The sequence below is a fragment of the Paenibacillus sp. FSL A5-0031 genome (assembly GCF_001956295.1).
In the GTDB taxonomy this organism is placed as follows: Bacteria; Bacillota; Bacilli; order Paenibacillales; family Paenibacillaceae; genus Pristimantibacillus.
Window position 1 is genome coordinate 74,199 of record NZ_MRTD01000017.1, and the last position, 23,335, is coordinate 97,533.

At 44.9% G+C, this 23,335-nt stretch carries 19 protein-coding genes; 16 read left to right on the forward strand and 3 right to left on the reverse strand.

The genetic code is table 11. The features are described 5' to 3' along the window. Nucleotides 1-148 precede the first annotated feature (148 nt). The 11 genes from BK120_RS25730 (at nucleotide 149) to BK120_RS25775 (ending at nucleotide 14,420) form a co-directional block, all read left to right on the forward strand. Nucleotides 149-973: a transporter substrate-binding domain-containing protein gene (locus BK120_RS25730; RefSeq protein ID WP_076270365.1), complete on the forward strand. Its 825-nt coding sequence runs from the start codon at nucleotides 149-151 to the stop codon at nucleotides 971-973. A 22-nt stretch (nucleotides 974-995) separates the two neighbouring features. After that, nucleotides 996-1,646 (forward strand): amino acid ABC transporter permease, encoded by a 651-nt coding sequence (locus BK120_RS25735; RefSeq protein WP_076270366.1) that lies wholly within the window; start codon nucleotides 996-998, stop codon nucleotides 1,644-1,646. Next, a complete protein-coding gene (locus BK120_RS25740) occupies nucleotides 1,646-2,368 on the forward strand; it encodes an amino acid ABC transporter ATP-binding protein (RefSeq protein WP_076270367.1) in 723 nt (240 codons plus the stop codon). The genes BK120_RS25735 and BK120_RS25740 overlap by 1 nt, the downstream gene beginning before the upstream one ends. A gap of 110 nt (nucleotides 2,369-2,478) precedes the next feature. Beyond that, complete coding sequence (locus BK120_RS25745) at nucleotides 2,479-3,684, forward strand: ornithine--oxo-acid transaminase (RefSeq protein WP_076270368.1); 1,206 nt, start codon at nucleotides 2,479-2,481, stop codon at nucleotides 3,682-3,684. 97 nt (nucleotides 3,685-3,781) lie between these two features. Then, nucleotides 3,782-4,684 carry an arginase gene (gene rocF / locus BK120_RS25750; protein WP_076270426.1) on the forward strand — a complete coding sequence of 301 codons (903 nt, stop codon included), beginning with the start codon at nucleotides 3,782-3,784 and terminating at the stop codon, nucleotides 4,682-4,684. A gap of 31 nt (nucleotides 4,685-4,715) precedes the next feature. Further along, nucleotides 4,716-5,630 carry a proline dehydrogenase family protein gene (locus BK120_RS25755; RefSeq protein WP_076270369.1) on the forward strand — a complete coding sequence of 305 codons (915 nt, stop codon included), beginning with the start codon at nucleotides 4,716-4,718 and terminating at the stop codon, nucleotides 5,628-5,630. A gap of 12 nt (nucleotides 5,631-5,642) precedes the next feature. Then, nucleotides 5,643-7,208: an L-glutamate gamma-semialdehyde dehydrogenase gene (gene pruA / locus BK120_RS25760; RefSeq protein ID WP_372239026.1), complete on the forward strand. Its 1,566-nt coding sequence runs from the start codon at nucleotides 5,643-5,645 to the stop codon at nucleotides 7,206-7,208. A 317-nt stretch (nucleotides 7,209-7,525) separates the two neighbouring features. After that, nucleotides 7,526-12,058 (forward strand): M20/M25/M40 family metallo-hydrolase, encoded by a 4,533-nt coding sequence (locus BK120_RS25765; RefSeq protein ID WP_076270371.1) that lies wholly within the window; start codon nucleotides 7,526-7,528, stop codon nucleotides 12,056-12,058. Nucleotides 12,059-12,160: 102 nt separating this feature from the next. Beyond that, a complete protein-coding gene (locus BK120_RS25770; protein ID WP_076270372.1) occupies nucleotides 12,161-13,867 on the forward strand; it encodes a methyl-accepting chemotaxis protein in 1,707 nt (568 codons plus the stop codon). A gap of 143 nt (nucleotides 13,868-14,010) precedes the next feature. After that, entirely contained in the window at nucleotides 14,011-14,157 is a 147-nt protein-coding gene (locus BK120_RS35530; RefSeq protein ID WP_179089894.1) for a hypothetical protein, read from the forward strand. 74 nt (nucleotides 14,158-14,231) lie between these two features. Beyond that, nucleotides 14,232-14,420, forward strand: coding sequence for a hypothetical protein (locus tag BK120_RS25775; RefSeq protein WP_076270373.1), 189 nt, complete (start codon nucleotides 14,232-14,234; stop codon nucleotides 14,418-14,420). A 91-nt stretch (nucleotides 14,421-14,511) separates the two neighbouring features. Here BK120_RS25775 and lplA read toward each other — a convergent pair whose 3' ends face one another. After that, complete coding sequence (gene lplA, locus BK120_RS25780) at nucleotides 14,512-15,504, reverse strand: lipoate--protein ligase (protein ID WP_076270374.1); 993 nt, start codon at nucleotides 15,502-15,504, stop codon at nucleotides 14,512-14,514. Nucleotides 15,505-15,665: 161 nt separating this feature from the next. On the opposite strand from lplA, the gene BK120_RS25785 reads away from it, so the two are divergent. Beyond that, the gene (locus tag BK120_RS25785; protein WP_076270375.1) at nucleotides 15,666-16,223 is read left to right on the forward strand and encodes an NUDIX hydrolase; all 558 of its coding nucleotides are present in this window, start codon (nucleotides 15,666-15,668) and stop codon (nucleotides 16,221-16,223) included. Nucleotides 16,224-16,306: 83 nt separating this feature from the next. On the opposite strand, the gene BK120_RS25790 is transcribed toward BK120_RS25785, so the two are convergent. Both BK120_RS25790 and BK120_RS25795 read right to left on the reverse strand, forming a co-directional pair. Then, a complete protein-coding gene (locus BK120_RS25790) occupies nucleotides 16,307-17,638 on the reverse strand; it encodes an ArsB/NhaD family transporter (protein ID WP_076270376.1) in 1,332 nt (443 codons plus the stop codon). A 307-nt stretch (nucleotides 17,639-17,945) separates the two neighbouring features. Beyond that, a complete protein-coding gene (locus BK120_RS25795; protein ID WP_305953906.1) occupies nucleotides 17,946-18,851 on the reverse strand; it encodes an AraC family transcriptional regulator in 906 nt (301 codons plus the stop codon). A gap of 141 nt (nucleotides 18,852-18,992) precedes the next feature. Between BK120_RS25795 and BK120_RS25800 the strand changes: the two genes are divergently transcribed. The 4 genes from BK120_RS25800 to BK120_RS25815 all read left to right on the forward strand — a co-directional run bounded on the left by BK120_RS25800 (nucleotide 18,993) and on the right by BK120_RS25815 (nucleotide 23,323). Then, nucleotides 18,993-20,054 carry a Gfo/Idh/MocA family protein gene (locus tag BK120_RS25800; protein WP_256711025.1) on the forward strand — a complete coding sequence of 354 codons (1,062 nt, stop codon included), beginning with the start codon at nucleotides 18,993-18,995 and terminating at the stop codon, nucleotides 20,052-20,054. Continuing rightward, nucleotides 20,047-20,778 carry a ThuA domain-containing protein gene (locus BK120_RS25805; protein WP_076270379.1) on the forward strand — a complete coding sequence of 244 codons (732 nt, stop codon included), beginning with the start codon at nucleotides 20,047-20,049 and terminating at the stop codon, nucleotides 20,776-20,778. Before BK120_RS25800 ends, BK120_RS25805 begins: the two co-directional genes overlap by 8 nt. A gap of 183 nt (nucleotides 20,779-20,961) precedes the next feature. Further along, nucleotides 20,962-22,284, forward strand: a complete 1,323-nt coding sequence (locus BK120_RS25810) for an extracellular solute-binding protein (protein WP_083682442.1) — start codon at nucleotides 20,962-20,964, stop codon at nucleotides 22,282-22,284. Nucleotides 22,285-22,363: 79 nt separating this feature from the next. Next, nucleotides 22,364-23,323 carry a carbohydrate ABC transporter permease gene (locus tag BK120_RS25815; RefSeq protein ID WP_076270381.1) on the forward strand — a complete coding sequence of 320 codons (960 nt, stop codon included), beginning with the start codon at nucleotides 22,364-22,366 and terminating at the stop codon, nucleotides 23,321-23,323. Nucleotides 23,324-23,335: the final 12 nt, after the last annotated feature.

Consider the following 23,335-nt stretch of genomic DNA (forward strand, 5'->3'; position numbering starts at 1 on the left):
TTAATAGATTCATAAAAAAACATTGTAGATAGTGGAAACCGATGTTATAATTACTACCATCATATATGTATATTGTATACAGATTTAACTCCGTATTCAATTCGGGGGATTTTAGACTAAATCAGATAATGAATTGGGAGAGATGGAAATGAAAAAGAAATTATCATTGCTGCTTATTTCGGTTATGGTCGTCCTTTCGGCATGTGGTCAAAACAATAAGGAAAATACGCCAGCTGCAACGAACAATAACGCGGCAACAGATCCTCCAGCAGTAGAGAAAACGACGCTTACCCTTGGCACAAGTGCAGATTACGCACCCTTTGAGTTCCATAAGATAATAGACGGTAAAGATACGATCGTAGGTTTTGATATTGAAATTGCTAGAGAGATTGCAAAAGATATGAATGCTGAGCTCAAAATTCAAGATATGGACTTTGATGGTTTGCTGCTTGCACTCGATACAGGAAAAGTAGATATGGTTATTTCGGGTCTGACGCCTACGGAAGAACGTAAAAAGAACGTTGATTTCTCTGAAATCTATTACCTGACTAGCCAAGGCGTTTTGGTGAAAAAGGATCAAGCTGAGCAATTCAAGTCATTGGATGATTTAAAAGGCAAAAAAATCGGTATTCAAAAAGGTTCGATTCAAGAAGGCATTGCACAGGAAATCGCCGATGCGAAGCTAACGGCTTTAGCTAAAATTCCTGAACTGATTTTGGAGCTGAAGAGCGGTCGTGTAGATGCCATTATTCTAGAAAAACCGGTTGCGGATCAATACGCAGTGGCCCAAACGGATATTGCAGTTTCTGAAGTGAAGATTGAGCAGCCCGTAGAAGAAGCTGGCGTATCCATAGCTGTTAAGAAGGGCAACCAAGATTTGCTTAATAAAATTGATGGAACGATTGCTCGTTTGAAGGAAAGCGGCGAAATTGATCGTTATGTCGTTGAGGCCAATGAGTTGGTTGGCGAATAAAGAGCGGACGGAGTAGTTGGATATGGATTTAAACTTCGGTTTCATGGCTGAGTATTGGCCGATTTTTTTGAGAGGAGCCTTGGTCACGCTGGAGCTGTCTTTCTTCGGCGTGGCACTAGGCACAGTGCTTGGGGTTGTCTTTGCATTAATGCGAATCTCGCGCATCTGGCCGGTTAAGTTTTTGGCCTCTACCTATATCGAGATCATACGAGGAACCCCGATGCTCGTGCAAATCTTTATTATTCATTATGGACTGACTGGTTTTGGTATAAATCTTCCACCCTTTATATCCGGAGTGGTAGCGCTTACGATTAATAGTTCTGCCTATATGGCTGAGGTGTTCCGTGCGGGAATCGAAGCGATCGACAAAGGTCAGACGGAGGCGGCTCGATCCTTAGGGCTGAGCAGAGGTATGGCGCTTCGGTACATCGTGCTGCCGCAAGCTTTCCGCAATATGCTGCCGGCAATCGGCAATGAATTCATTATTATTATAAAAGATTCCTCGCTTATATCCGTCATCGGTATTGCGGAGCTGATGTTCAATGCTCGGACGGTTCAGAGCGTCACCTTCTCGCCGATGGAGCCGTTGTTAATCGCCTGCGCTTTATATTTTATCATGACATTTACATTATCCAGGCTGCTTGCTGTGCTAGAGAGGAAGTTGAGAAGCTGATGATAGTCGTAAAAGGGCTGCGCAAATCTTATGGAAAAAACGAAATATTGAAGGGGATAGACACGGTAATTCGCAAAGGCGAGGTTGTTGTTGTTATTGGACCAAGCGGATCAGGGAAAAGCACCTTTCTTCGTTGTTTGAATCGATTGGAGGAGCCGTCGGCTGGTCATATTCAGCTGAATGATCGTGAAATTATAAATAAACAGTCGGAGTTAAATCGGATTCGTCAAGAAATGGGCATGGTGTTTCAGCATTTTAATTTATTTCCGCATATGACCGTCTTGGAAAATTTGACCCTTGCTCCGCGTAAACTAAAGAAGCTGAGCAAAGAGCAGGCAAATGTAGAAGCTGTGGAGCTGCTGCGCTTAGTGGGGCTCGAAGACAAGAAAGATGCCTATCCAGATCGTCTCTCAGGCGGACAAAAGCAGCGTGTTGCGATAGCGAGAGCGCTTGCCATGCAGCCTAGCGTGATGCTGTTTGATGAACCAACGTCAGCACTTGATCCTGAGATGGTTGGCGAGGTGCTTGAAGTCATGCGGAAGCTTGCTCAAAACGGAATGACGATGGTTATTGTAACGCATGAAATGGGTTTTGCCCGCGAGGTTGGCGATAGGCTGCTGTTTATGGATGGCGGCTGCATTGTTGAAGAGGGAGTGCCGCTGAAGGTATTCCAAAATCCTCAGCATCCGAGAACAAAAGATTTTTTGGCAAAGGTTTTATAGCAGCAAGGTCGTTTAGTTTGTAAATTCCTGGTGGTTAATAATCAATCCAGGTTTTTTTATAACAGTAATTGAATATTGTATACAAATTTACAGGGAGTGATTTCATCGATATGACATCTACCAAATCTACAGCGGTTGTCATGGAGCAGTCGGATCGATACGGCGCACACAATTACCATCCGCTGCCTATCGTCATTTCGGAGGCTGAAGGTGTCTGGGTGAACGACCCTGAAGGCAATCGGTATATGGATATGCTTAGTGCGTACAGCGCTCTTAATCATGGTCATAGGCATCCAAAGATTATTCATGCACTTAAGGATCAAGCGGATAAAGTAACGCTCACTTCACGTGCTTTTCACAATGATAAGCTGGGCGAGTTTTATGAAAAGCTCGTTAATTACACGGGTAAAAATAAAATTTTGGCAATGAACACGGGGGCAGAAGCAGTGGAAACCGCTATTAAGGCGGTTCGTCGCTGGGCATATCGTGAGAAAGGCGTGGAGCACGACCAAGCGGAAATTATCGTTTGTATGGGCAATTTTCATGGTCGGACGATAACGGTCACTTCCTTCTCATCAACGGAGGAATACAAAAAGGATTTTGGGCCATTTACGCCAGGCTTCAAGCTAGTTCCTTATGGCGATTTGGCTGCTCTTGAACAGGCGATTACGCCAAATACAGCTGCCTTTCTCGTTGAGCCGATTCAAGGGGAGGCGGGCATCATTATTCCGCCGGAAGGATATTTGACAGGAGCTTATGCATTGTGCAAACAAAATGATGTGCTGTTCGTGGCCGATGAAATTCAAACCGGTTTTGGACGTACAGGCAGACGCTTTGCGTGCGATTGGGAAGATGTAACACCAGATGTTTATATTATGGGCAAAGCACTGGGCGGCGGGGTAATGCCCATTTCGGCAATCGCCGCAAACGATACGATTTTAAATGTTTTTGAGCCTGGTTCGCATGGATCTACGTTTGGCGGCAACCCGCTGGCTTGTGCGGTCTCTTCAGCAGCGATTGATGTCATTGAGGAGGAAAAGCTGGCAGAGCGTTCGGATGAACTGGGGAAATATTTTCGAGAACAATTAGCTGAAATTAGTTCACCGCATATTGTGGAAATTCGCGGTAAGGGCTTGTTTATCGGTTTGGAGCTTGATACAGCAGCGAGGCCATACTGTGAACGTCTGATGGCGGAAGGGCTTTTGTGCAAAGAAACACATGACACGACCATAAGGTTCGCGCCGCCGCTCATTATTACGAAAGAAGAGATCGATTGGGCGATAGAAAGGATTGTGCTTGTGCTTCAATCCGAATAAGGGATGAATTTGCGGACGGAGACAGCTTAAGGAAGGGATGTTCACTATGGGAAGCATTGGGGAAGCGAATCTTAACAAGACGGGGAGGACGGATTTTATGGCGAGCAAAAAAGTGAGACTCATAAGCGTTCCGTTCTGGATGGGCGGAAGCCGCGCAGGATCGGAGCTTGGACCGGAAAGCATTATTCAATCAGGGCTTGCGCGTCAAATCAGAAGCATGGGATTTGATTTAGTTGGCAACTACGAGGTCAGCTGCCCGAGGCATGGCGTGCTTGATCCGAAGCAGCCCAAGATGAAATATTTTCCTGAAGTGAAAGAGATGAGCGGGCTAGTAGGTGAACAGGTCTATCGCGCAGTGCTTGCGGACTCTTTTCCTCTCGTATTAGGGGGGGACCACAGTGTTGCAATTGGCTCGTTAGCTGGTTTGACTGGTCATTACAATAATTTGGGCATTATCTGGTTTGATGCGCATGGCGACTTGAATACAGAGGAGACCACTCCTTCCGGGAATATGCACGGTATGCCGCTTGCGGTAGCGATGGGTCTAGGGAAATTTAAGCTTTCCGATATACCGGGAGCTGGACCGCTCATTAAGAAAGAAAATGTAGTGATTATCGGAGCGCGTGATTTGGATCATTACGAGAAGGAGCTTATTCGCTCAGAAGGAATCGCTTGCTTCACGATGCATGACATTGACCGAATGGGCATGAAGGCAGTCATGGAGAAGGCGATAGAGATTGTGAGCAGCGGTACGGATGGCGTGCATGTAAGCTTTGATATGGATTGTATGGACCCGGCGGAAGCTATCGGTGTAGGAACGCCGGTTCCAGGCGGAATAAGCTATCGCGAAGCGCATTTAGCGCTGGAGCTGCTAGCTGAAACAGGCCGCGTAACCTCTATGGATATTGTGGAAGTAAATCCTCTGCTGGATGTAGGCATGCGTACTTCTCGTCTTGCGGTTGAGATGGCGACCTCTCTGCTTGGCAAACGAATCATATAGAATCTAGGCGGTTAGGGGACGAGGGTTCACTATGGAAAAAATGATGAGGAGCTTTTTTCTGACTCTCGGAAAAAGCAGTCGGATTGGGAACTTGGCGCGTAAATATGGGCTCAAGCTAGGAGCTAGCCGATTTGTAGCTGGGGTTGAAATAAGCAGCGCCATTGAAGCGGTCAAGAAGCTTAATAAACAAGGAAAAATGGCAACTTTAGATCATTTAGGTGAATTTGTTCGAGGCAAGGAAGAGGCAGCCCATTCGGCAAATATGTGCTTGCGCACGCTTAAGGCAATTGCTGCTTCTAATGCAAATGCGAACTTATCCTTAAAGCTTACAAGCTTAGGACTGGATCTGGACAGCAAGCTGTGCGAGGAGCATATGAGAACGATATTGGATGCCGCTGCAAAAATGAACATTTTTGTTCGAATCGATATGGAAGATTACTCTCACTGTCAGCCTGCTCTTGATCTATATAAGAGGCTGCGAGAGTCATATGACCATGTAGGTATCGTTATTCAAGCTTATTTGTTTCGTTCGGAGCAGGATGTTCATGAGCTAGGACTTAATCGTTCCAACCTAAGACTGGTGAAGGGCGCCTATAAAGAAGCTGAAGAGGTTGCCTATCCGCAGAAAACGGATGTCGATCAATCATTTGAGAGATTAATAAAGATGCATTTGCAGAGCGGCAGCTACACAGGGATAGCGACCCATGATCGTGCCATCATTGAGACCGCAAAAAGGTTCATCAAAGAGCAGGGAATTCCAGTGGAGCAATTCGAGTTCCAAATGCTTTATGGCATTTGCGAGGAGCTGCAGGATGAACTCGTTCGCGATGGTTATAGAGAAAGAATCTATGTTCCTTACGGTGAAGATTGGTTTGGTTATTTCATGAGAAGACTGGCAGAACGACCTGATAACGTTTGGTTTGTACTGAAAAATATGTGGAAGTAGAGGGGAATGACAATGAGAGAATGGAATGTAACGCCATTTGTTACTGAACCGATGACTGATTTTGGCAATGCTGAGAACCGTGCTGCCTTTCTGGAAGCAATTGCTCATGTGAGAACGGAATTAGGCAAGCAATATCCGCTGCATATTGGAGGTCATGCTGTTCATACCTCTGATTATATCGTATCACGCAACCCGGCAAAGTCGGATGAAGTAGTAGGCGAAGTGGCAAAAGCGAGCCGAGAATTAGCTGAACAGGCGATGAAATCAGCGCTTGCTGCTTTTGAAACGTGGAAACATACATCGGTATGGACACGGGCGAGCTGCTTGATGAAAGCCGCAGCGCTCATGCGGGAGCGGAAGCACTATTTTTCGGCGTGGCTCGTAATTGAGTCGGGTAAAAACTGGGCAGAAGCCGATGCGGATACGGCAGAAGCGATTGATTTTATGGATTATTATGCACGTGAAATGTTGAAATTAGCGGAAACCAATGAGCTAAAACCGCTGGTTAAGCTGGCAGGTGAAGACAATCGGCTGACTTATATTCCGCTGGGCGTTGGGATTGTTATTCCGCCTTGGAATTTCCCGCTGGCAATATGCGCTGGAATGGCTAGTGCCTCTATTGTTGCAGGCAACACGATTATTATGAAACCTGCATCTACAACTCCGATTATTGCTTACAAGTTCTATGAGCTGATGGTGGAGGCGGGGATGCCTGCTGATGTTATTCAGTATTTGCCGGGAAGCGGTGCAGAAATCGGCGACTACTTGACTAGCCATCCAAAGACCAGATTCATTAGCTTCACAGGCTCGAAGGAAATAGGGCTGCGTATTAATAGGCTGGCAGCTGAACAAGCGCCGGGACAAATCTGGATGAAGCGAGTTGTAGCGGAAATGGGCGGGAAAGACGGTATTGTCGTAGATGAAACGGCCAATATCGATGCTGCTGCTGATGCTATTGTAGCATCTGCATTTGGGTTTCAAGGACAGAAATGCTCGGCAGGCTCAAGAGCCATTGTTGTAGCAGATGTGTATGATGAGCTAATTGAAAAAGTGAAAGAAAGAACGAGCAAGCTTGTTATGGGTTCACCGGAAGAGAATGCGGCAATCGGGCCTGTTATTGATAAAGCTTCTTTTGACAAGATTTTGAATGCTATTGAGAGAGGCAAGAGTGAAGGTAGATTAATAGTAGGCGGAGGAAAAGGAATAGAGGGCGGCTATTTCATAGAGCCAACGGTATTCGCTGATGTTGCTCCAAAAGATTCGTTAATGCAAGAAGAGATATTCGGGCCTGTACTAGCCATAGCTAAGGCGAAGGATTGGCAGGAGGCTATTCATATTTACAATGATACGGAGTTTGGTCTGACAGGAGCTTTTTTCTCGGCAGAAGAGGATCGTATTCAAGCAGCGCTGCAGGAAATGCATTGCGGCAATCTGTATATTAATCGTAAATGTACGGGAGCGTTAGTAGGGGTTCATCCCTTTGGGGGATTTAATATGTCGGGTACAGATTCAAAGGCTGGCGGACATGATTATATGCTATTGTTCACGCAAGCTAAGCTTACGTCTATTAAACTATGAATGAATAATGGTCGGTATTCTTAAGGTTTAATGTTATATAAAATAACATAAAAGATTGATTTTTATCGAATTTTGATCGAATTTCTGAAAATATCATTGTCTATATGGAATGTTGATGTTACACTATCTCACGTAAAGAAGTATATTGTATACAAATTTTGACGCTTTACCCACATATACATAAGGCGCATCCTAGATTAAGTCAAAATTGATTAACGCAAAAGCGGAATGGGAGTGATGAGTATAGCATTGTTAATCTGTCATTTGGCTGCACTCTGTTTATTGGATTAATTGCTAGACAAAAAAGGAGGAAGAACATGTCTAAGAAGATTATCTCTCAAAAGCTTCTCGCACTCATGCTTTCCTTAATGCTCATTTTCTCTATCATTGCTCCTGGTGCTGCATATGCGCGGGAAGGTGCCGATACAGGTTCGGTTCCTGTTGAGGAGACTGCAGTCGCTCCAGAAACAACGGGGCTGGAAGAAACTTCGGATACGGAGCCGCTGATCGTCTCTGCATTTGCTGAGCCGGAAGATTCGGTTGGCAAAAGTGCTTATGATTATCTTAATTATATGGCGACCACAATCGGTGCTCGTGTTGCGGGTACAACGAAAGAGGTTGAAGCCGGAAATTATGTAAAGGCTGAATTTGAAAAATTAGGCTTTAATACTGCGGTTCAGCCGTTCAGCTATACTCGCAGTGGGACAACGGTTAATTCAAATAACATCGTAGCGACTAAAGTAGGAACCTCGCCAAAGGTTATAATCGTAGGCGCGCATTATGACTCCGTCAATGCAGGCAAAGGTGCTGATGATAATGCATCAGGTGTAGCGGTTATGCTGGAATCAGCGAAAGCAGTGTCCAAGCTAGCTACGCCGTATACGATTAAATTCATTGCGTTTGGCGCGGAAGAGCAAGGACTTAGAGGTTCTCAATATTATGTGTCTCAAATGACTGCAGAAGATAAGAAAAACACAGTTGCGATGATTAACCTCGATAGTGTGGCTGTCGGTGACAATATGTACATTTATGGCAGCAAAGGCTCAAAAGGTTTCGTTCGTGACCTAGGCCTTAGCATTGCTGATCGCCTTGATCTTTCCGTCATTACCAATCCAGGCGAAAATCCTCAGTACCCAGCTGGCACAACAGGTGACTGGAGTGATCATGCGCCATTCTCGAAAGCAGGCATTCCTTATGCCTACTTGGAAGCGACGAACTGGACCCTTGGCGACAAGGATGGTTATACGCAAACTACACTGGATGGAGAGATATGGCACACAGCAAAAGATACTCTTAATTACATCGAATCTGCTTACCCGGGAAGAATCCAAGAGCATTTAACCACATTTACAAAATTGCTGACAGGCATTCTTCTAGAAGTAGAAGAGCTTGCACCTGAGAAGCTTCAACTAAGCAAAGATAAAGCATCCATAACAGAAAAAAGAACGATTGACGTTTCTTTCGAATTGCCGGCAGGCGTAACGCTTGCAGATCTGAAATGGAGCTATGGCGAGAAACCTCTGACCGAATGGAAAAAGTGGGGCACGAACTCGTATTCGGGAGACCCATTCATCTATTTGGAAGGGACGCCAGTGCTGGATGGAACGACGGTTAAAGCGCAAGTTACGTTTGACCTTATTTACAACACAACCAACTTGTCAGGTTCTCATCGTTCCAGATACCCGGCAATGCTTGGTACTCGTGATTTTGCTGTTCTAGATCAGAATGGCCGCACCATCGCGACAGCACCAATTAAGCTTAATGTGTATGACAGCTATCATTCGTATGATGAAATTAAACCAGAGATTGACGCGATTACAGCAGAAATTAATGCGAAAAATAATCGCTATGTCGAAACGCAGGTTCTTGGCCAATCCGTGCAGGGCAGAAACATATATTTTACGATTTTGGCAAAGGACAAAGCGTCTGTAGACAAATACTTAAATGAAACGATGCCTGCTATGATGAATGATCCGAAGGGCTTGCAGGATAAAATCAAAAATGGCACGTTCACAGACTATAAAGTTCCAGTATGGCTTAACAACATCCATCCGGATGAAGCGCCTGGCGTTGACGTTATTCTTAACTTCTTCCGGGAAATGGGGATGAAGGATAACATCACGTTTAATACGAACGAGGATGCTGCTAATCCGCTGCCTGTTACGTTAAACGTAAATGATGCGCTTGAAAATGCTATTTTCTTAATGAATTTCACGGAAAATCCAGATGGACGCTCCCTGAATACGCGGGCAAATGCCAACTCGTTTGACTTGAACCGCGATAATTCCTATCAAACGCAGCCCGAAACAAAAATCGTAACGAAAGAAATTGCCAAATGGTCGCCGCTTTCCTTCTTGGATATGCATGGTTTCGTAGGCAGCTTCCTGATCGAGCCGTGTACGCCGCCGCATGATCCGAACTTCGAGTACGATCTATTGATTGGCAGCATGCTCGAGCAAGCGAATGCGATGGGTAAAGCAGGTATTGCTAATACCAAATATACAAGCTACGAAATTCCGTATGAATCTCATCAAAACAACAACGGACCTAATAAATCAGGCTGGGACGATGCATCTCCTGCGTATACAGCTGTTTATGCGATGCACCATGGTGCATTAGGTCACACGCTGGAAATACCAGAGCTTAACGAGGATTCAACGACTGCACTCTTCTATGCGAGCGTTGCTGCAACAAAATATGTAGTAGAAAACAAAGAAAAATTGTTTTTGAACCAGCTTGAAGTTTATAAACGCGGAGTCGAGAATACAGACAGCCGTACCGTTGATAAATATTTGACGAATGCTGCTGACCAAGAGATTGGCAGACCGCGCGGTGCAGAAACTAATTTCTTCCCAGACTATTATGTTCTTCCTGTAGCAAGCGAATTGCAAAAAAACCGCCTAGCAACGTATGAAATGGTTCAGTACTTGCTGAGCAATGGCGTCAAAGTTGAACAAACCACGACACCTGTGACGATTGGCGAGGTCGTTTATCCAATTGGCTCTTACGTTGTCAACATGAAGCAAGCGAAGAGGGGTTACGCTAACCTCGTCTTGTATGATGGCTTTGATGTATCGGATTTCTCTGAAATGTATGCCGAGATCGTTCAAAGCTTTGCTGATATGAGAGGTTTTGATCGTTATGTGGTACGTCAGGATGGAGCCTTCTCCGGTAAAACGACGAGCGTTACTGGAGTCGTAATTCCAGAGACGACTATTCCAGGCGACGCAGAACAGTATGTCATTAGAAATACAAGCAATGCGGCCATTAAAGCAGTAAATGAATTGCTTGCAGCTAAGAAAGCAGTAACGATGCTGAGCAAAGGTGCTGCAGGTTATGAATTAGGAGATTTCCTCGTTTCCAAAGCGGATCTCCAGTCTATTTCCAAAAAATATTTGTTAGATGTGATCGCTTTTGACAATAAGAACAGCAAGGAAGGGCCGCTGCTGAAATTAACGACAGTATCCGCAACAGGAGTCCCTGCTTTTGTTCTAAAAGATTTGGGCTTCCCTGTGACAACGGATATGGCGGCAAGCGATGTACTGATTAACACAAGCGGACAAGCAAGCACGAACCTGATCGGTGAGGGCAAGCCTTATATTGGATTCGGAAGATCGGCAATGAACACGATGAAGGGTTCGACGCTGCTGCCAGGATTCGATTTCGCAACGACAGGAAGCTCTCATGAAGGCTTGTTCAAAACAGAGCTGGATCAGACGCATTTGATTACGGCTGCGTATGATACAAAAGAATACTTCTACACCGCATCGGGTTCATGGATCACTTCTACTCCTGCAAATGCGAAGGTGTTGGCAACGGCAAGCACAGATGCTGACTTCTTTAAAGCAGGCTGGTGGCCTGGAAATGATAAAGTAAAAGGTAAAACGATTGGCTTCACCTACAAAAAAGGCAAAATTAATGTCACGTTATTTGCGAATGATTTGCTGAACAGAGCACATCCGCAAAAGCAGTTCAGAGTAGTAGCCAATGCAATATTCGCTGCGGCATCTGCTGAGGAGACGGGACCTGTTGTAACACCAACACCAACACCAACGCCAGATCCAGTCGAAACACCAATACCAACACCGACACCGGATCCAGTTGAAACACCAACACCGACACCGGACCCAGTTGAAACACCGACACCAACACCGGACCCGGTTGAAACACCGACACCAACACCAGATCCAGTTGTCACTCCGACACCGGACCCAGGCACCGGCGGACCAAATCCAGTTATAACACCAACGCCAACACCGACTCCTAAACCGACGCCAACGCCAGTTGCCGTTCCTGAGTTTAAAGATTTAGGAGCTGTCGAGGCTTGGGCTGGAGACGCAATTAAGGAGTTGGCTGGAAAAGGCATTATTACAGGTATTAGCAGCACATCATTTGCACCGCTTAAACAAGTAACGCGAGCTGAGTTTTTGACCATGCTTGTTCGCGCTTATCAACTAGGGGATGAGAGTGCTACGGCAGACTTCAGTGATGTGAAAACGTCGGATTGGTACTACGCTTCAGTAGCTGCAGCGGTGAAAGCAGGACTGGCTCAAGGTGTAGGAGAGGGCAAATTCGATCCTAACCGACCAATTACACGTGAGGAAATGGCTATTATGGCTGCCAACGCCTTGAAGCTCATCAATAAGGATGCAGCAGCAAGTGACGTAGAGGGTGCCTTAAGTAAATTTAGCGACCAAGCTAAAATGGCATCGTATGCGAAAGAAGCAATTGCCCTTCTGACAGAGCAAGGCGTGATCAACGGTATGACGGATGGCTCCTATGCTCCAAAAGGCATAGCTAATAGAGCGCAAGCAGCCGTTATCATTAGCAAGCTCCTTAAGAAAAATTAAATTATAGCAATAAATAAAGGGCTGCCAGCGGCAGCCCTTTTATTTAAAGCTTTTTCATGAAGTACATATTGCCCCGCAGAAAACGCAAGGAGGACGGCATAGATGAAATTGAATATTGGGAGCAAACGTAAATTAACGATAGCCAATAAGATATACGGCAGTTTTTTTGCTGCAATTGTTTTTATTATGCTTCTATTATGCTTTATTTTTTATAATCTCAATAACCTTAATAGATCCTATAATGATCTTATTAACAATAATGTAGCCGTCCTTATGAATATGGAGTCTATTCAAAGAAATGCCGTTCAGCTCAATAGCAGCTTTAGCGATTACTTATTGAATAAAAATAAAGACACGTTAAAAGAAATGGATGAGGTAAGTGCGGATATTGTTAGTCAAGCAAAGGCAGCACAAGCTTTAATACAAAATGAGGAAGATATTAAAGCGCTTGACGCCCTTCTGGGCTGGAACAATCAATACATGGAACGGATAGCAGCGTTTAACGATGTGGAGCAGTTAAAGGCCACTTCTTATGCCAATACACGCGTTTTCCCTTTGGCGAAGCTAATTCGCACCAATGCGATTAAACTCGCTCAAAAACAAGAGAACGTTATGGCGGAAAAGGTACTGGCAAACGATAGGGAAGTTAATCAGTCAAATATTTCTATGCTTATCGGAAGTATTCTCCTTATTGCGGTGACGCTGCTGCTGGGTACGCTGCTTTCTAGAAATATTTCCATTCCCATTAGACGTTTGTCGGGATTAGCTGTGGCCGTAGCCAGCGGTGATTTGCGCAGCACGCCTCTTCACATTCGAAATAAAGATGAAATCGGTTCATTAGCAGACTCGTTTGATAGTATGAGAAGCGGTTTGCAGGAGATGATAGAGCAGGTCAATCAGGCTGCGAAGCAGCTGGCAGCAAGCTCGGAGGAGATGCGTGAAGGAGCCAAACAAACCTCAGCAGCTACGTATTACATCGTTGAATCGACGCAGCTGGTTGCTGCATCAGCAGAGGAGCAGCTGCAAGGCTCAGAAGCAATTTCAACAGCGATGGAGGACATTGTCGAAGCAATTAGAAGCATAACATCCGCGGTAACGGTGATTTCGGAAACGTCAGAGCAAGCCATTCTTATCGTAGATGGCGGACATTCCTACATGGAGCTTGCCACCCAAGACATGAGCAGCATTGATCAAATCGTCGATGAAACTGCGAATTCGATGGAAATTGTGAAGGAAAGCGTGCAGCACATCGAGAACATCGTAGCATTAATTGCATCCATTTCGGGTCAGACTCGGCTGCTTGCATTAAATGCAACCATTGAAGCAGCAAGGGCAGGGGAACATGGCTTAGGGTTTGCTGTAGTAGCGGAAGAGGTTAGAAACTTAGCGAAACAATCGGAAGAAGCGTCAAAAAAAGCGTCTAAGCTGCTCGGCACTGTACGCAACAATACAATGCAGGCTGTTTCTATGATGGATAAAGGGAAAAATGAAGTGAAAAAGGGAAAGCGTTCATTGATCGAGACAAGCAGCCAATTCCAGCTTATCCGCAGTTCAGTGAGTGAGGTAGCGAGCCAAATTCAAGAGATTGCTGCGTCATCCATACAAATATCTACAGGCTCGCAAAACGTTGCTGCTTCCACTTCAGCCAGCGCGAAGCAGGCTAATGAATCATCAGCATTGACGCAAAGCGTATCTGCAGCAACCGAAGAGCAGCTAGCATACATGGAGGAAATAACAGCATCTGCAACAACGCTTCATGCTGCAGCAGGTGATTTGCAAAGCCATGTCTCTAAGTTCAGAATGGTATAACTGGTTGAAAGCCCCGAGCGAACCGCTTGGGGTTTCTTGCTGTCGTCCTTTTTATTTCTAGACACAGCGGCATACGCCCAAACCCAAATCAGCTCCTTGGCATAGGCTGTTATCATCACATGAAATCAAGGAGCTTAATCCGAATGCCAAAAACGACAACAAAACCGGAGATAACTGAATTATCGTCTGATGACCTTGCTATATGGGCTGCAGTTATATTAGTCATTGGCGATTTATTTGGATTGTTTGCCGTCATAAAAGCAAAAGAGGAAAAGGAAGAGCTGCTTTAAACCTTTGACCATGATGATTCAGCTTATCACATAAAAGTTTCCCCAAAAATTTCAATATAAAAGGAGAAAAGTGGATGGCAGATAAAAAAGAGATTAAGTCTGAAGAACTGGCCAAGCTTTCAGCATCGCTTTCAGCCGTTGGTTATGGATTAATCCTGCTTTCGCTTGAGAGGGCAGATCAGGAAAACCTGGAGCGCAAGGGGAAGGAAAATGAGAAGATGTCAGCAGCAGTAAATCGGTTATATCGACGTTTCAATGGATAAAGAGAGCGGGGATGAAGGGTGAACATAATCTCTCCTTCAATGATTACGTAAACAGCCCCTCGCATATGGCAAGGGGCTGTTTGCATGCTGCTTACAAAATTAACTCAAGCCATTGTTCCTTCGTTACCGGACCAAAATAGAAGGGCAGATCAATATCAGCTGTAAGCTGCTTTAGAGCAGAAGCTTCATAACGAATGCCGATCAGTTTCTGAGCAACTTCATTGCTGTCGCCACGGCCAAAAAAGTCCCCGTAAATAGCGGCGTTTACAATCAATCCTTCTTCAACCTGTAGACGAACATCAAAGGTGCCGACTCCTTCGATTCGTTTCTTCTGCTGTACATTAAAGGATGGAGAACGGCCATAGTTCCATTCCCAGCTGCGGTAGCGCTCTTCCGCCAGCTTGTGCACATTTTGCCAGTCCTGTTCAGATAACTCGTAGAACGGGATTTCAGCAGATTGCTCAAAGATGGACTGAAGCAGTCTTTGCCTAAACTGCTCTATCGTCATAGGCTCCTTCAAAAACTCTGTAATATTCGCCACGCGGCTGCGGATCGACTTCGTTGATTTTGATACATATTTCTCAGCATTTGCCTTCAGCGCAGATACAACATTTTCGATTTCAGAATTAAACAGCAGCGTTCCATGGCTGAACATTTTGCCCTTCGTCGAAAATTGCGCATTGCCGGATATTTTTCGCTCGCCAACCTGTAGATCATTTCGGCCAGTCATTTCGGCGTCTACACCCAGTTCTTGAAGCGCGCGTACAACGGGCTCGGTGAACTTCTTGAAATTGTGGAAGGACTTACCGTCATCCTTCATAATAAAGCTGAAATTCAAGTTACCGAGATCGTGGTAGACGGCTCCCCCTCCAGAGAGTCTGCGGACGACGTGAAGCCCGCTGCTCTCGACGTAATCTGCATTAACTTCCTCGACGGTATTTTGGTTTTTGCCAATGATGATGGATGGCTCATTTATGTAGAAAAGCAAGTAGTCATCGTTGTCAGGCAATGAACGCAATATATATTCCTCTAATGCCAAATTAAGCGTTGGGTCGGTGATGCCATTATTGCTTACAAAACGCATGATCTTTGTCCTCCTATGCTGTAGCTCATATTGGCATTATACCTGTACGTCCTGTTCCTTATCAAATGAAAGGTTCGTACTTAATGGGTACAACCTATGCATAAGCTGAAATAATTCGTATAATCAAATGAGATAAAAAGCTTGATGCAGAGGTGAAGCAAATGGAAGCGAAATTTTGTATGTCATGCGGTCATGAGCTCGAAACCCGTGACGTTGACGGTACGATGAGGCGGGCTTGTACGAGCTGCAGCTTTGTTCATTGGGGAAATTATAGCATTGGTGTCGGAGCACTGGTCGTTAAGGATGAGAAAATTTTGCTCGTTCGCCGAGCGCAAGAGCCTGGAAAAGGAAAATGGACGAATCCTGGCGGCTATATCGAGCAGTTGGAAGCCATTCAAGACACGATTGAGCGAGAGGTTATGGAGGAGTGCGGCGTGCAAGCAATCGTTAAAAACGTCGTAGCACTGCGTGATCAGCCGAGAAATATACATAATCTGTACGTCGCATTTGAGATGGAATATGTGAGCGGAGAGCCTGCCCCGGATTTTGTGGAGGTTGACGCTGCCGGTTTCTTCACCTTGCAGGAGCTGGAATCAATGGATGTTGCCGACTTTACACAGTGGCTGGTTGATGTTGCTTTCCATGGACAATCACAGGGACTCAAGATAGATAGGTCGCCTGTCGTGCCTTTGGACGGTTATGGATTATTTCGAGTATAAAATACAGCTATTAACCAGATGAAATGTTTATCCTATTATATATAGTAGAGACCTTCCTTGCGGAAGGTCTCTTTTTTTGCAAATTAGAACACCCAGTATACCCAATACGATAATAGAATCAACGTGAATACAACGGTAATCGGAATGACGATTGAAGTTACCTTCAAATACTGAACCCAGCTAATTGGAACCCCGCCTTTACGTACGATATGCATCCACATAAGCGTTGCCAATGTGCCAATTGGCAATAGGAGCGAACCGATGTCACTGCCGATGACACTAGCGAGATAAGCAATTTTTAACGTCAGAGGATCGAGGCCCATATTCATTAGTGTAATCGTACCGACCATAAGTGCGGGATGGTTGTTGAATAAATTGGAGAGTACGCTTAAAAGTCCGCCCATGAGAACGCTGGCGTGAAGCAGGCTTCCTGAGATGAGAGGCTGCATAAGATGAATAAGCCAATCCGTTAAACCAATGTTGTTAAGGCCATAAATGATTACATACATGCTGAAAGCGAATATGAGTATATACCAAGGAGTTTTTTTGAGCATGTCCGCCGGTGAAATTTTCAAGTGGTACCAACGCCAGCCTAGCAGAAGAGCAGACCCGATAACAGCCATTGCAGCGACGGGGAAGTGGATGTAGGATGCGACAAAGAGGCTGATACGAACACAAAATACAAAAATAAGAATATTGCGCATGAAGCGGTTGCGGTTCTCTTTAGGCAAGGTTTCCTTTAACGGATGGCTGCCGGGCATAAGATTCCACCTGGAAGCGGGAGGGAGTGTTTTTGGAAGTGTGCGATAGAAGACGGCAAACAGCAGGAGCGACAAGAGGACAAGTCCAAGCGAAGCAGGTACGAACATCATGGCGGTATGCATGTAGAGATCCATATGAACGATTTTTAACGCAATTAAATTGACGATATTGCTTACGCCGATAGGGGCACTAGATGCCGTTGCGATTAAGGCGCCAGATAATAGATAAGGTATTTTTTGATGTTTTTTTAGTCCCATATTTTGCAGCAAGAGCAGCAATATGGGCGTTGTAATTAAGATGCTTCCATCATTGTTTACAAAAAGTGTCATGAGAAAACAAAATAGGTTTGTTAGCCAAAACAAACGAATGCCGGAGCCGCGGGCTTTTTTGGTGAGCAGCTCGGCTGCCCAGTAGAAAAAACCGAAGCTTTCTAAAACAATGGCCATAACGATAGTAGCAATAATGGTGACCGCAGCCCCGCTTATCGTTTCGGTTATTTGACCGAGATCGGAAAGCGAGACGCTTCCGCTAAGAAGAACGACTGCAGCTCCGATTGTTGCGGGTATCGCTTCATTGACCTGCGGTCGCCAGAAGATGAAGCTGATTGTTAGAAGGAACGCGGAAATGGTCATAATGATCATTAAGTCATGCATGCTTTAACCTCTTTTCAGTTTTGAACCCTTTTTTTGCTTTATTGTGCAGCACTCCTTTTCTAGATTGAACCTTAGGCTACTTGGAAAACTAGCATTCTAGCAAAGCTAGAGATCCTCCTTTCTCTTATTTATTTTGTATCTATGTAGTGTAAGTATACGTACATGATAGAGTGTTCGTACTGGTCAATATCCCTATCTCTATCAAAATCTGCTAGTATCAATTGAAGATATTTGCCCCATAATGATAGATAGCTTCTATGGATTAAAGCCCAAAAAACCCTCCTAACGATGGTCGTTTGGAGGGTTTTTAGTCGCTCTTCCATACTTGCTTAAAATATTGAGTAGGAGAGAGGCCGACATATTTTTTGAATGCTTTGCTGAAATGATAGGGATCGTTGATCCCGACTAGATAACCGATTTCTCCTATGCTGAGCGGCGTCGTTTCAATCAATTGTTTCGCTTGGTTTACTCGAACCGCGTTGATGTACCGAATGATCGATTGGCCGGTAACGAGCTTAAAGGCACGGTTTAAATAATCATAGTTGCCTTCAAATGCAAGCTCAATGTCTTTGCCGGTTATTTTGCTCTGATAGTTTTGATGGATATAATCGAGCAGCGCGTTAACCTTAAAAACCGACTTCGAATGAATTCGGTCGTTGCGCTTCAGCTCATCCATAAAATATTCACGTGAGAGCTCAACGAGCCATTGCATAAATTGAAAAGCAGTTAGGCTTCTATTGTAATACCTGCGCATGTAGAGCTTCTGCATTTCATTTAATGCATGCAGGATGAGATTAAATCTGGTTTTATCAGAAATCGTATGGTATTTGGGGAAGTAGCAGTGATTTGGATGGATTCCATTAACGGTAGGCTTATGCTCAATAAACGGAGACTGGTCATGCTCAACAATAAAGTAATTGGCTAAAGCCAGCATATCATCCCTATACACAGCTTTAATATCTGAATGCTCAAAGTGAATGTAATAGTAATCGCAAATATGCTTTGCAGTCCCTTCATGATTCAAATTGGGCTCAAGAATAAGCAAGTCACCTTTACGCAGAACATAATGATTTTTCTCCTCTTTAATATGGAGTTCTCCACTTCTGATGAAATAGAGCACATACTCATTTATATTTCGTTTGAAATGAATCCACGGGCTTTTGTAAGCAATAAACCCCATAATTTTTATGCGAGGCACTAAATCCATGTTCATGGACAGCAATAGTTATGACCTCCTTCACTCCGTAAAAGTCGCTTTTGTACAAAAAGAGTCTAGATCGGACATTCCCGTTCATTCTAACACAAACTATACTGGGTTTGTAATTGAAGCCACTATAAGGACGGGATGAAGCATATGAAGAAGCTGAAAATAGGCGTTATTGGGCTTGGCGGCATTGCTAACTTTCATATTGAAGGCATCTTGGCAAGTGAGCATGCTGAAATATGGTCGATATGTGATTGTAATGAGGAAGCGCTTTTGGACAAAGGAAATGAATTGGGTATTCCGCTTGAGCGGCAGTATGTAAATCATTTGGATATGTTAAAGCAATCAGAGCTGGATGCTGTGACCATAGGCACACCAAACAGCAATCATTTTCAGATCGCGTATGACGCCATTATTCATCGCAAGCCATTTGCCCTTGAGAAGCCAATTGCCCTTGATGCGAGGGACGCAGTGATTCTTAGACAGGAATTAGCGAATCATCCCATCCCTCATATGGTGTGTTTCACGTATCGTTATAAATCCGCGGTTAGATATGCGAAGCAGCTGATTGAGCAAGGCGCGCTTGGCAAGATCAATCACGTATACAGCCAGTATTTGCAAAGCTGGGGTATTAATGAGGAAATTCCACTGCTCTGGCGATTTCGCAAGGATCTGTCAGGATCGGGTGCGCTCGGTGATTTAGGTTCTCATATTCTCGATCTTAAGCGCTTCCTTATCGGAGAAACCGTGAAGGTTATCGCAGATGCAGGAACGATTGTAAAAGAGCGGGACAACCTAAATAGAGAGGGCAAAGGCGAGGTGGATGTTGATGATTTCTGTCATGTGCTTGCCCGTTTTGAAGATGGCGGCTCCTCTACGATGAACATATCCCGTTTCGCTTTTGGTCGAGGCAATTACCAACGGATCGAGATTTATGGTACGCAAGGAGCGCTCATCTACAACCTTGAAGAAGAGGATAGCCTTGAAATCAAGCTTGGAGAGGATACGCAATTCCGTAAAATAGATATTCCAAATTCGTTCACAGCAAATCAAATGCAGTCCTTCTTTAATTTGCTGAACGGCAAGCAAGATGGTCTCGACGCATCAATTGAGGATGGTTATATCAATCAGCTGACTCTGGATTCTATTCTCCTGTCCACTCAGGAAGAGCGCTGGATTACGATAACACAGGAGGCTTCTAACAATGGCTAATATAAAGGTAACTGTCTGGAATGAATATCGGCATGAGAAGCAAAATGAACAGGTAGCAAGCATCTATCCCGAAGGAATTCATAACGCAATTGGCGGTTACTTGAAGACAGTGGATGGCTTTGAAGTAAAGACAGCGGTTCTCGATGATCCTGAACATGGGCTAAGCGATGATGTGTTGTATCATACGGATGTGCTCATCTGGTGGGGACATCTCGCTCATGCTGAGGTGCGGGACGATATTGTCGAGAAAGTGCGCGCACGCGTCATGGAGGGCATGGGGTTAATCGTTCTTCATTCTGGCCATGGCTCCAAAATATTTGAGCGTTTGTTAGGCACTAAAACAGGAGATCTCAAATGGCGCGATGATGGCGAGAAAGAGCGGGTTTGGGTTATCGAGCACGGCCATCCGATTGCGGACGGCTTAAATGATTATATTGAAATTCCGAAGGAAGAAATGTACGGGGAGCGCTTTGACATACCCGCACCGGATGAGCTCGTATTTATTTCCTGGTTCGAGGGGGGAGAGGTATTTCGAAGCGGCTGCTGCTACCGAAGAGGAAAAGGCAAGTTGTTTTATTTCCGGCCTGGACATGAAACATTCCCGATCTACCATCATCCAGATGTGCTGAAAGTCATTGCGAATGGCGTACGATGGGCGGCTCCTGTTCAAGGCGCAAGCATATCGTTAGGACGTGTTGCTCCGCTCGAGCCAATTGGAAAGTAAATGGTGAAGGTGTCTTATCTTTCTGTTTAGACAGAAAGATAAGACACCTTCTTTATTTTTCTAAAAAAGCGGCATTTAAAACGGAGTGAAATACGACACCTTTTCCGCAATGAAAACGGTTTCTAGCGAAGAATGATTTAAGCATAATGAAGGAGAAGCATAAATATGAGGAGGGTCAATCCTATGAAATGGTACAAAACAATTTCGTACGGGGTACTAGCGGCGGTAATGGCTTTTACGATTACGGCGTGTGGAAACGGAAATAACGCACCTGCCAATAGCGGAGGAAATGCTCCGAAAAATGAAAGCGGTAACGCTCCGGCAGCGGGTGGCAAAAAAATTACTATTGAATACTGGCATACCTATAGCGATCAAGAAGAGAAGGTGCTCACGGAAAATATTAAGCCGCTCTTTGAGAAAGAAAACCCGGGTATCGAGCTCAAGCTGACAAGAATGCCATACGAGGGCTTGAAAGAGCAGGTTATTGCCGGAGTAGCGGGCGATGCAGCACCTGACCTCATGCGAATGGATATTATTTGGGTTCCTGAATTTGCCAAGATGGGAGCGCTGCAAGATATAAGCAAGAATGAGGGTTTTGATGCATTAAAAGCAAATACGTTCGAAGCGCCTATGGAAACGAATGCCTATAACGGCGGCTACTATGGCGTTCCAGTAAACACAAATACAAAAATTGCTATCTACAATAAAGCGGTTTTGGATGAAATCGGCGTAAAAGAAGCTCCTGCGACAATGGATGAGTTCGTTGCAGCAGCCAAGCTTGCGGTCGCAAAAGGCAAACCGGGCGGTATTGGCATCGGCGGAGCGAACGTATGGGCAGCATCGCCTTACTTCTGGAGCCTTGGCGGTTCATTGACGAACGAGGACTATACAAAGGTTGAAGGCTACTTGAATAGCCCGGAGAGCGTAAAAGCGCTCGAAATGATTGTACAGTGGAATAAAGACGGACTTGTAACGCCTACGATTCTTGGCGGCGAGCCAGGCGCATGGGACGGTATGAAAAACAATGATTATATGATGATTGATGACGGCCCTTGGTTTTACAGCATTCTGATGAACGAAGCAGAATCGAAATTCAAACCGCTGGAGCAAACGGTTCGCGGCTTGATTCCTGCTGGTGCAGGCGGCAGCCGATCTGTTGTAGGCGGCGAGGATCTTGTTATCTTTGCAAACTCAAAGCATCCGCAAGAGGCGTGGACATTTGCAAAATGGATGCTTGGCGACGAGCCGCAAAAGATCATGAGCAAGCTTGGTCTTATCCCTACAAACAAAACGGCAGCAAACGATCCGGCATTTCTTGAGCAGCCATTCGTTACAGAATACGTGAAGCAGCTTGAAACTGCACTGCCGCGCACACCGATTCCACAATACGGCGAAATGGAAGGAATCGTTAATCTTGCTTTTGAGAAAGCGGTCCGTGGAGAGCTTAAACCAAAAGAAGCGCTCGATGAGGCAGCGAAAAACATTGAAGCTATTTTGAAGAAATAAGTGAAATGCTAGAGCCTTCATCTGCTGCAAAGGTAGATGAAGGCTCTAGTGAGATGAAGGATAGGGAAGGAGCATCAATATGTCTATACCAGTGACGGGGCAGCCGAAACAAGAGCAGCGAATTCCGGCAGGCGTAAAGTTGAAAAAGGGCATTCAGCAGTGGATAAAGGTTATGCCTTATATCTTTCTTGGTGTTTTAGGAACGGCCGTATTCGTTATTTATCCGATGATCAAAAACATAATTATAAGCTTCCAGGAATACAGCATTATGCCTAATGCAGAAAATCCATTCATTGGCTTTGCAAACTACGTATCCGCATTTACGGATCCGAACAATAAAGTGTTAATGGCAATCCGAAATACGGTTCTGAACGTCGCGGTAACGGTACCCATTAACTGGTTTCTTGCCATCGTGTTTGCGGTCTTAATTAATATCCACTTCGTTAGGCATAAGATTGTGTTCCGCACGATTTATTATTTGCCCATCATCACATCTTGGATCGTGGTCGCGTTCTTGTTCCGGTTCATGTTCGCTGGCGGTGAATATGGCTTGATCAACTATATCTTTTATAAGCAGCTTGGCATATTCCATGAACCGATTAATTTTTTATCAAATTATTGGACGGCTATGATTGTCATCTGGTTGTTTCATATTTGGAAAACGGTTGGTTGGGGCGTAGTCATTTATTTGGCGGCCTTGCAGGGCATTTCGAAGGAATATTATGAAGCGGCGCAAATTGACGGCGCTAACGGAACGAAGCAGTTCTGGAGCATTACGGTTCCGATGTTAGGTCCTGTCACCGCATTCGTTCTTATTAACCTAATTAACGGAGCATTCAACTTCTTTCCACAAGTGTACTTTATTACCCGCGGCGGCCCGATGGATCAGACACAGACGCTGCCAAGCCTTATGTACATGCAAGCATTTAAGAACTTTAACTTTGGTTATGCATCTGCGGTAGCCGTCATGATGGGGATTGCAGTGTTTTTACTCACCTATTCTCAGATGAAAAAATTCGGCAATCAGCGGTTTTTGTAGGAGGGAGAAGAA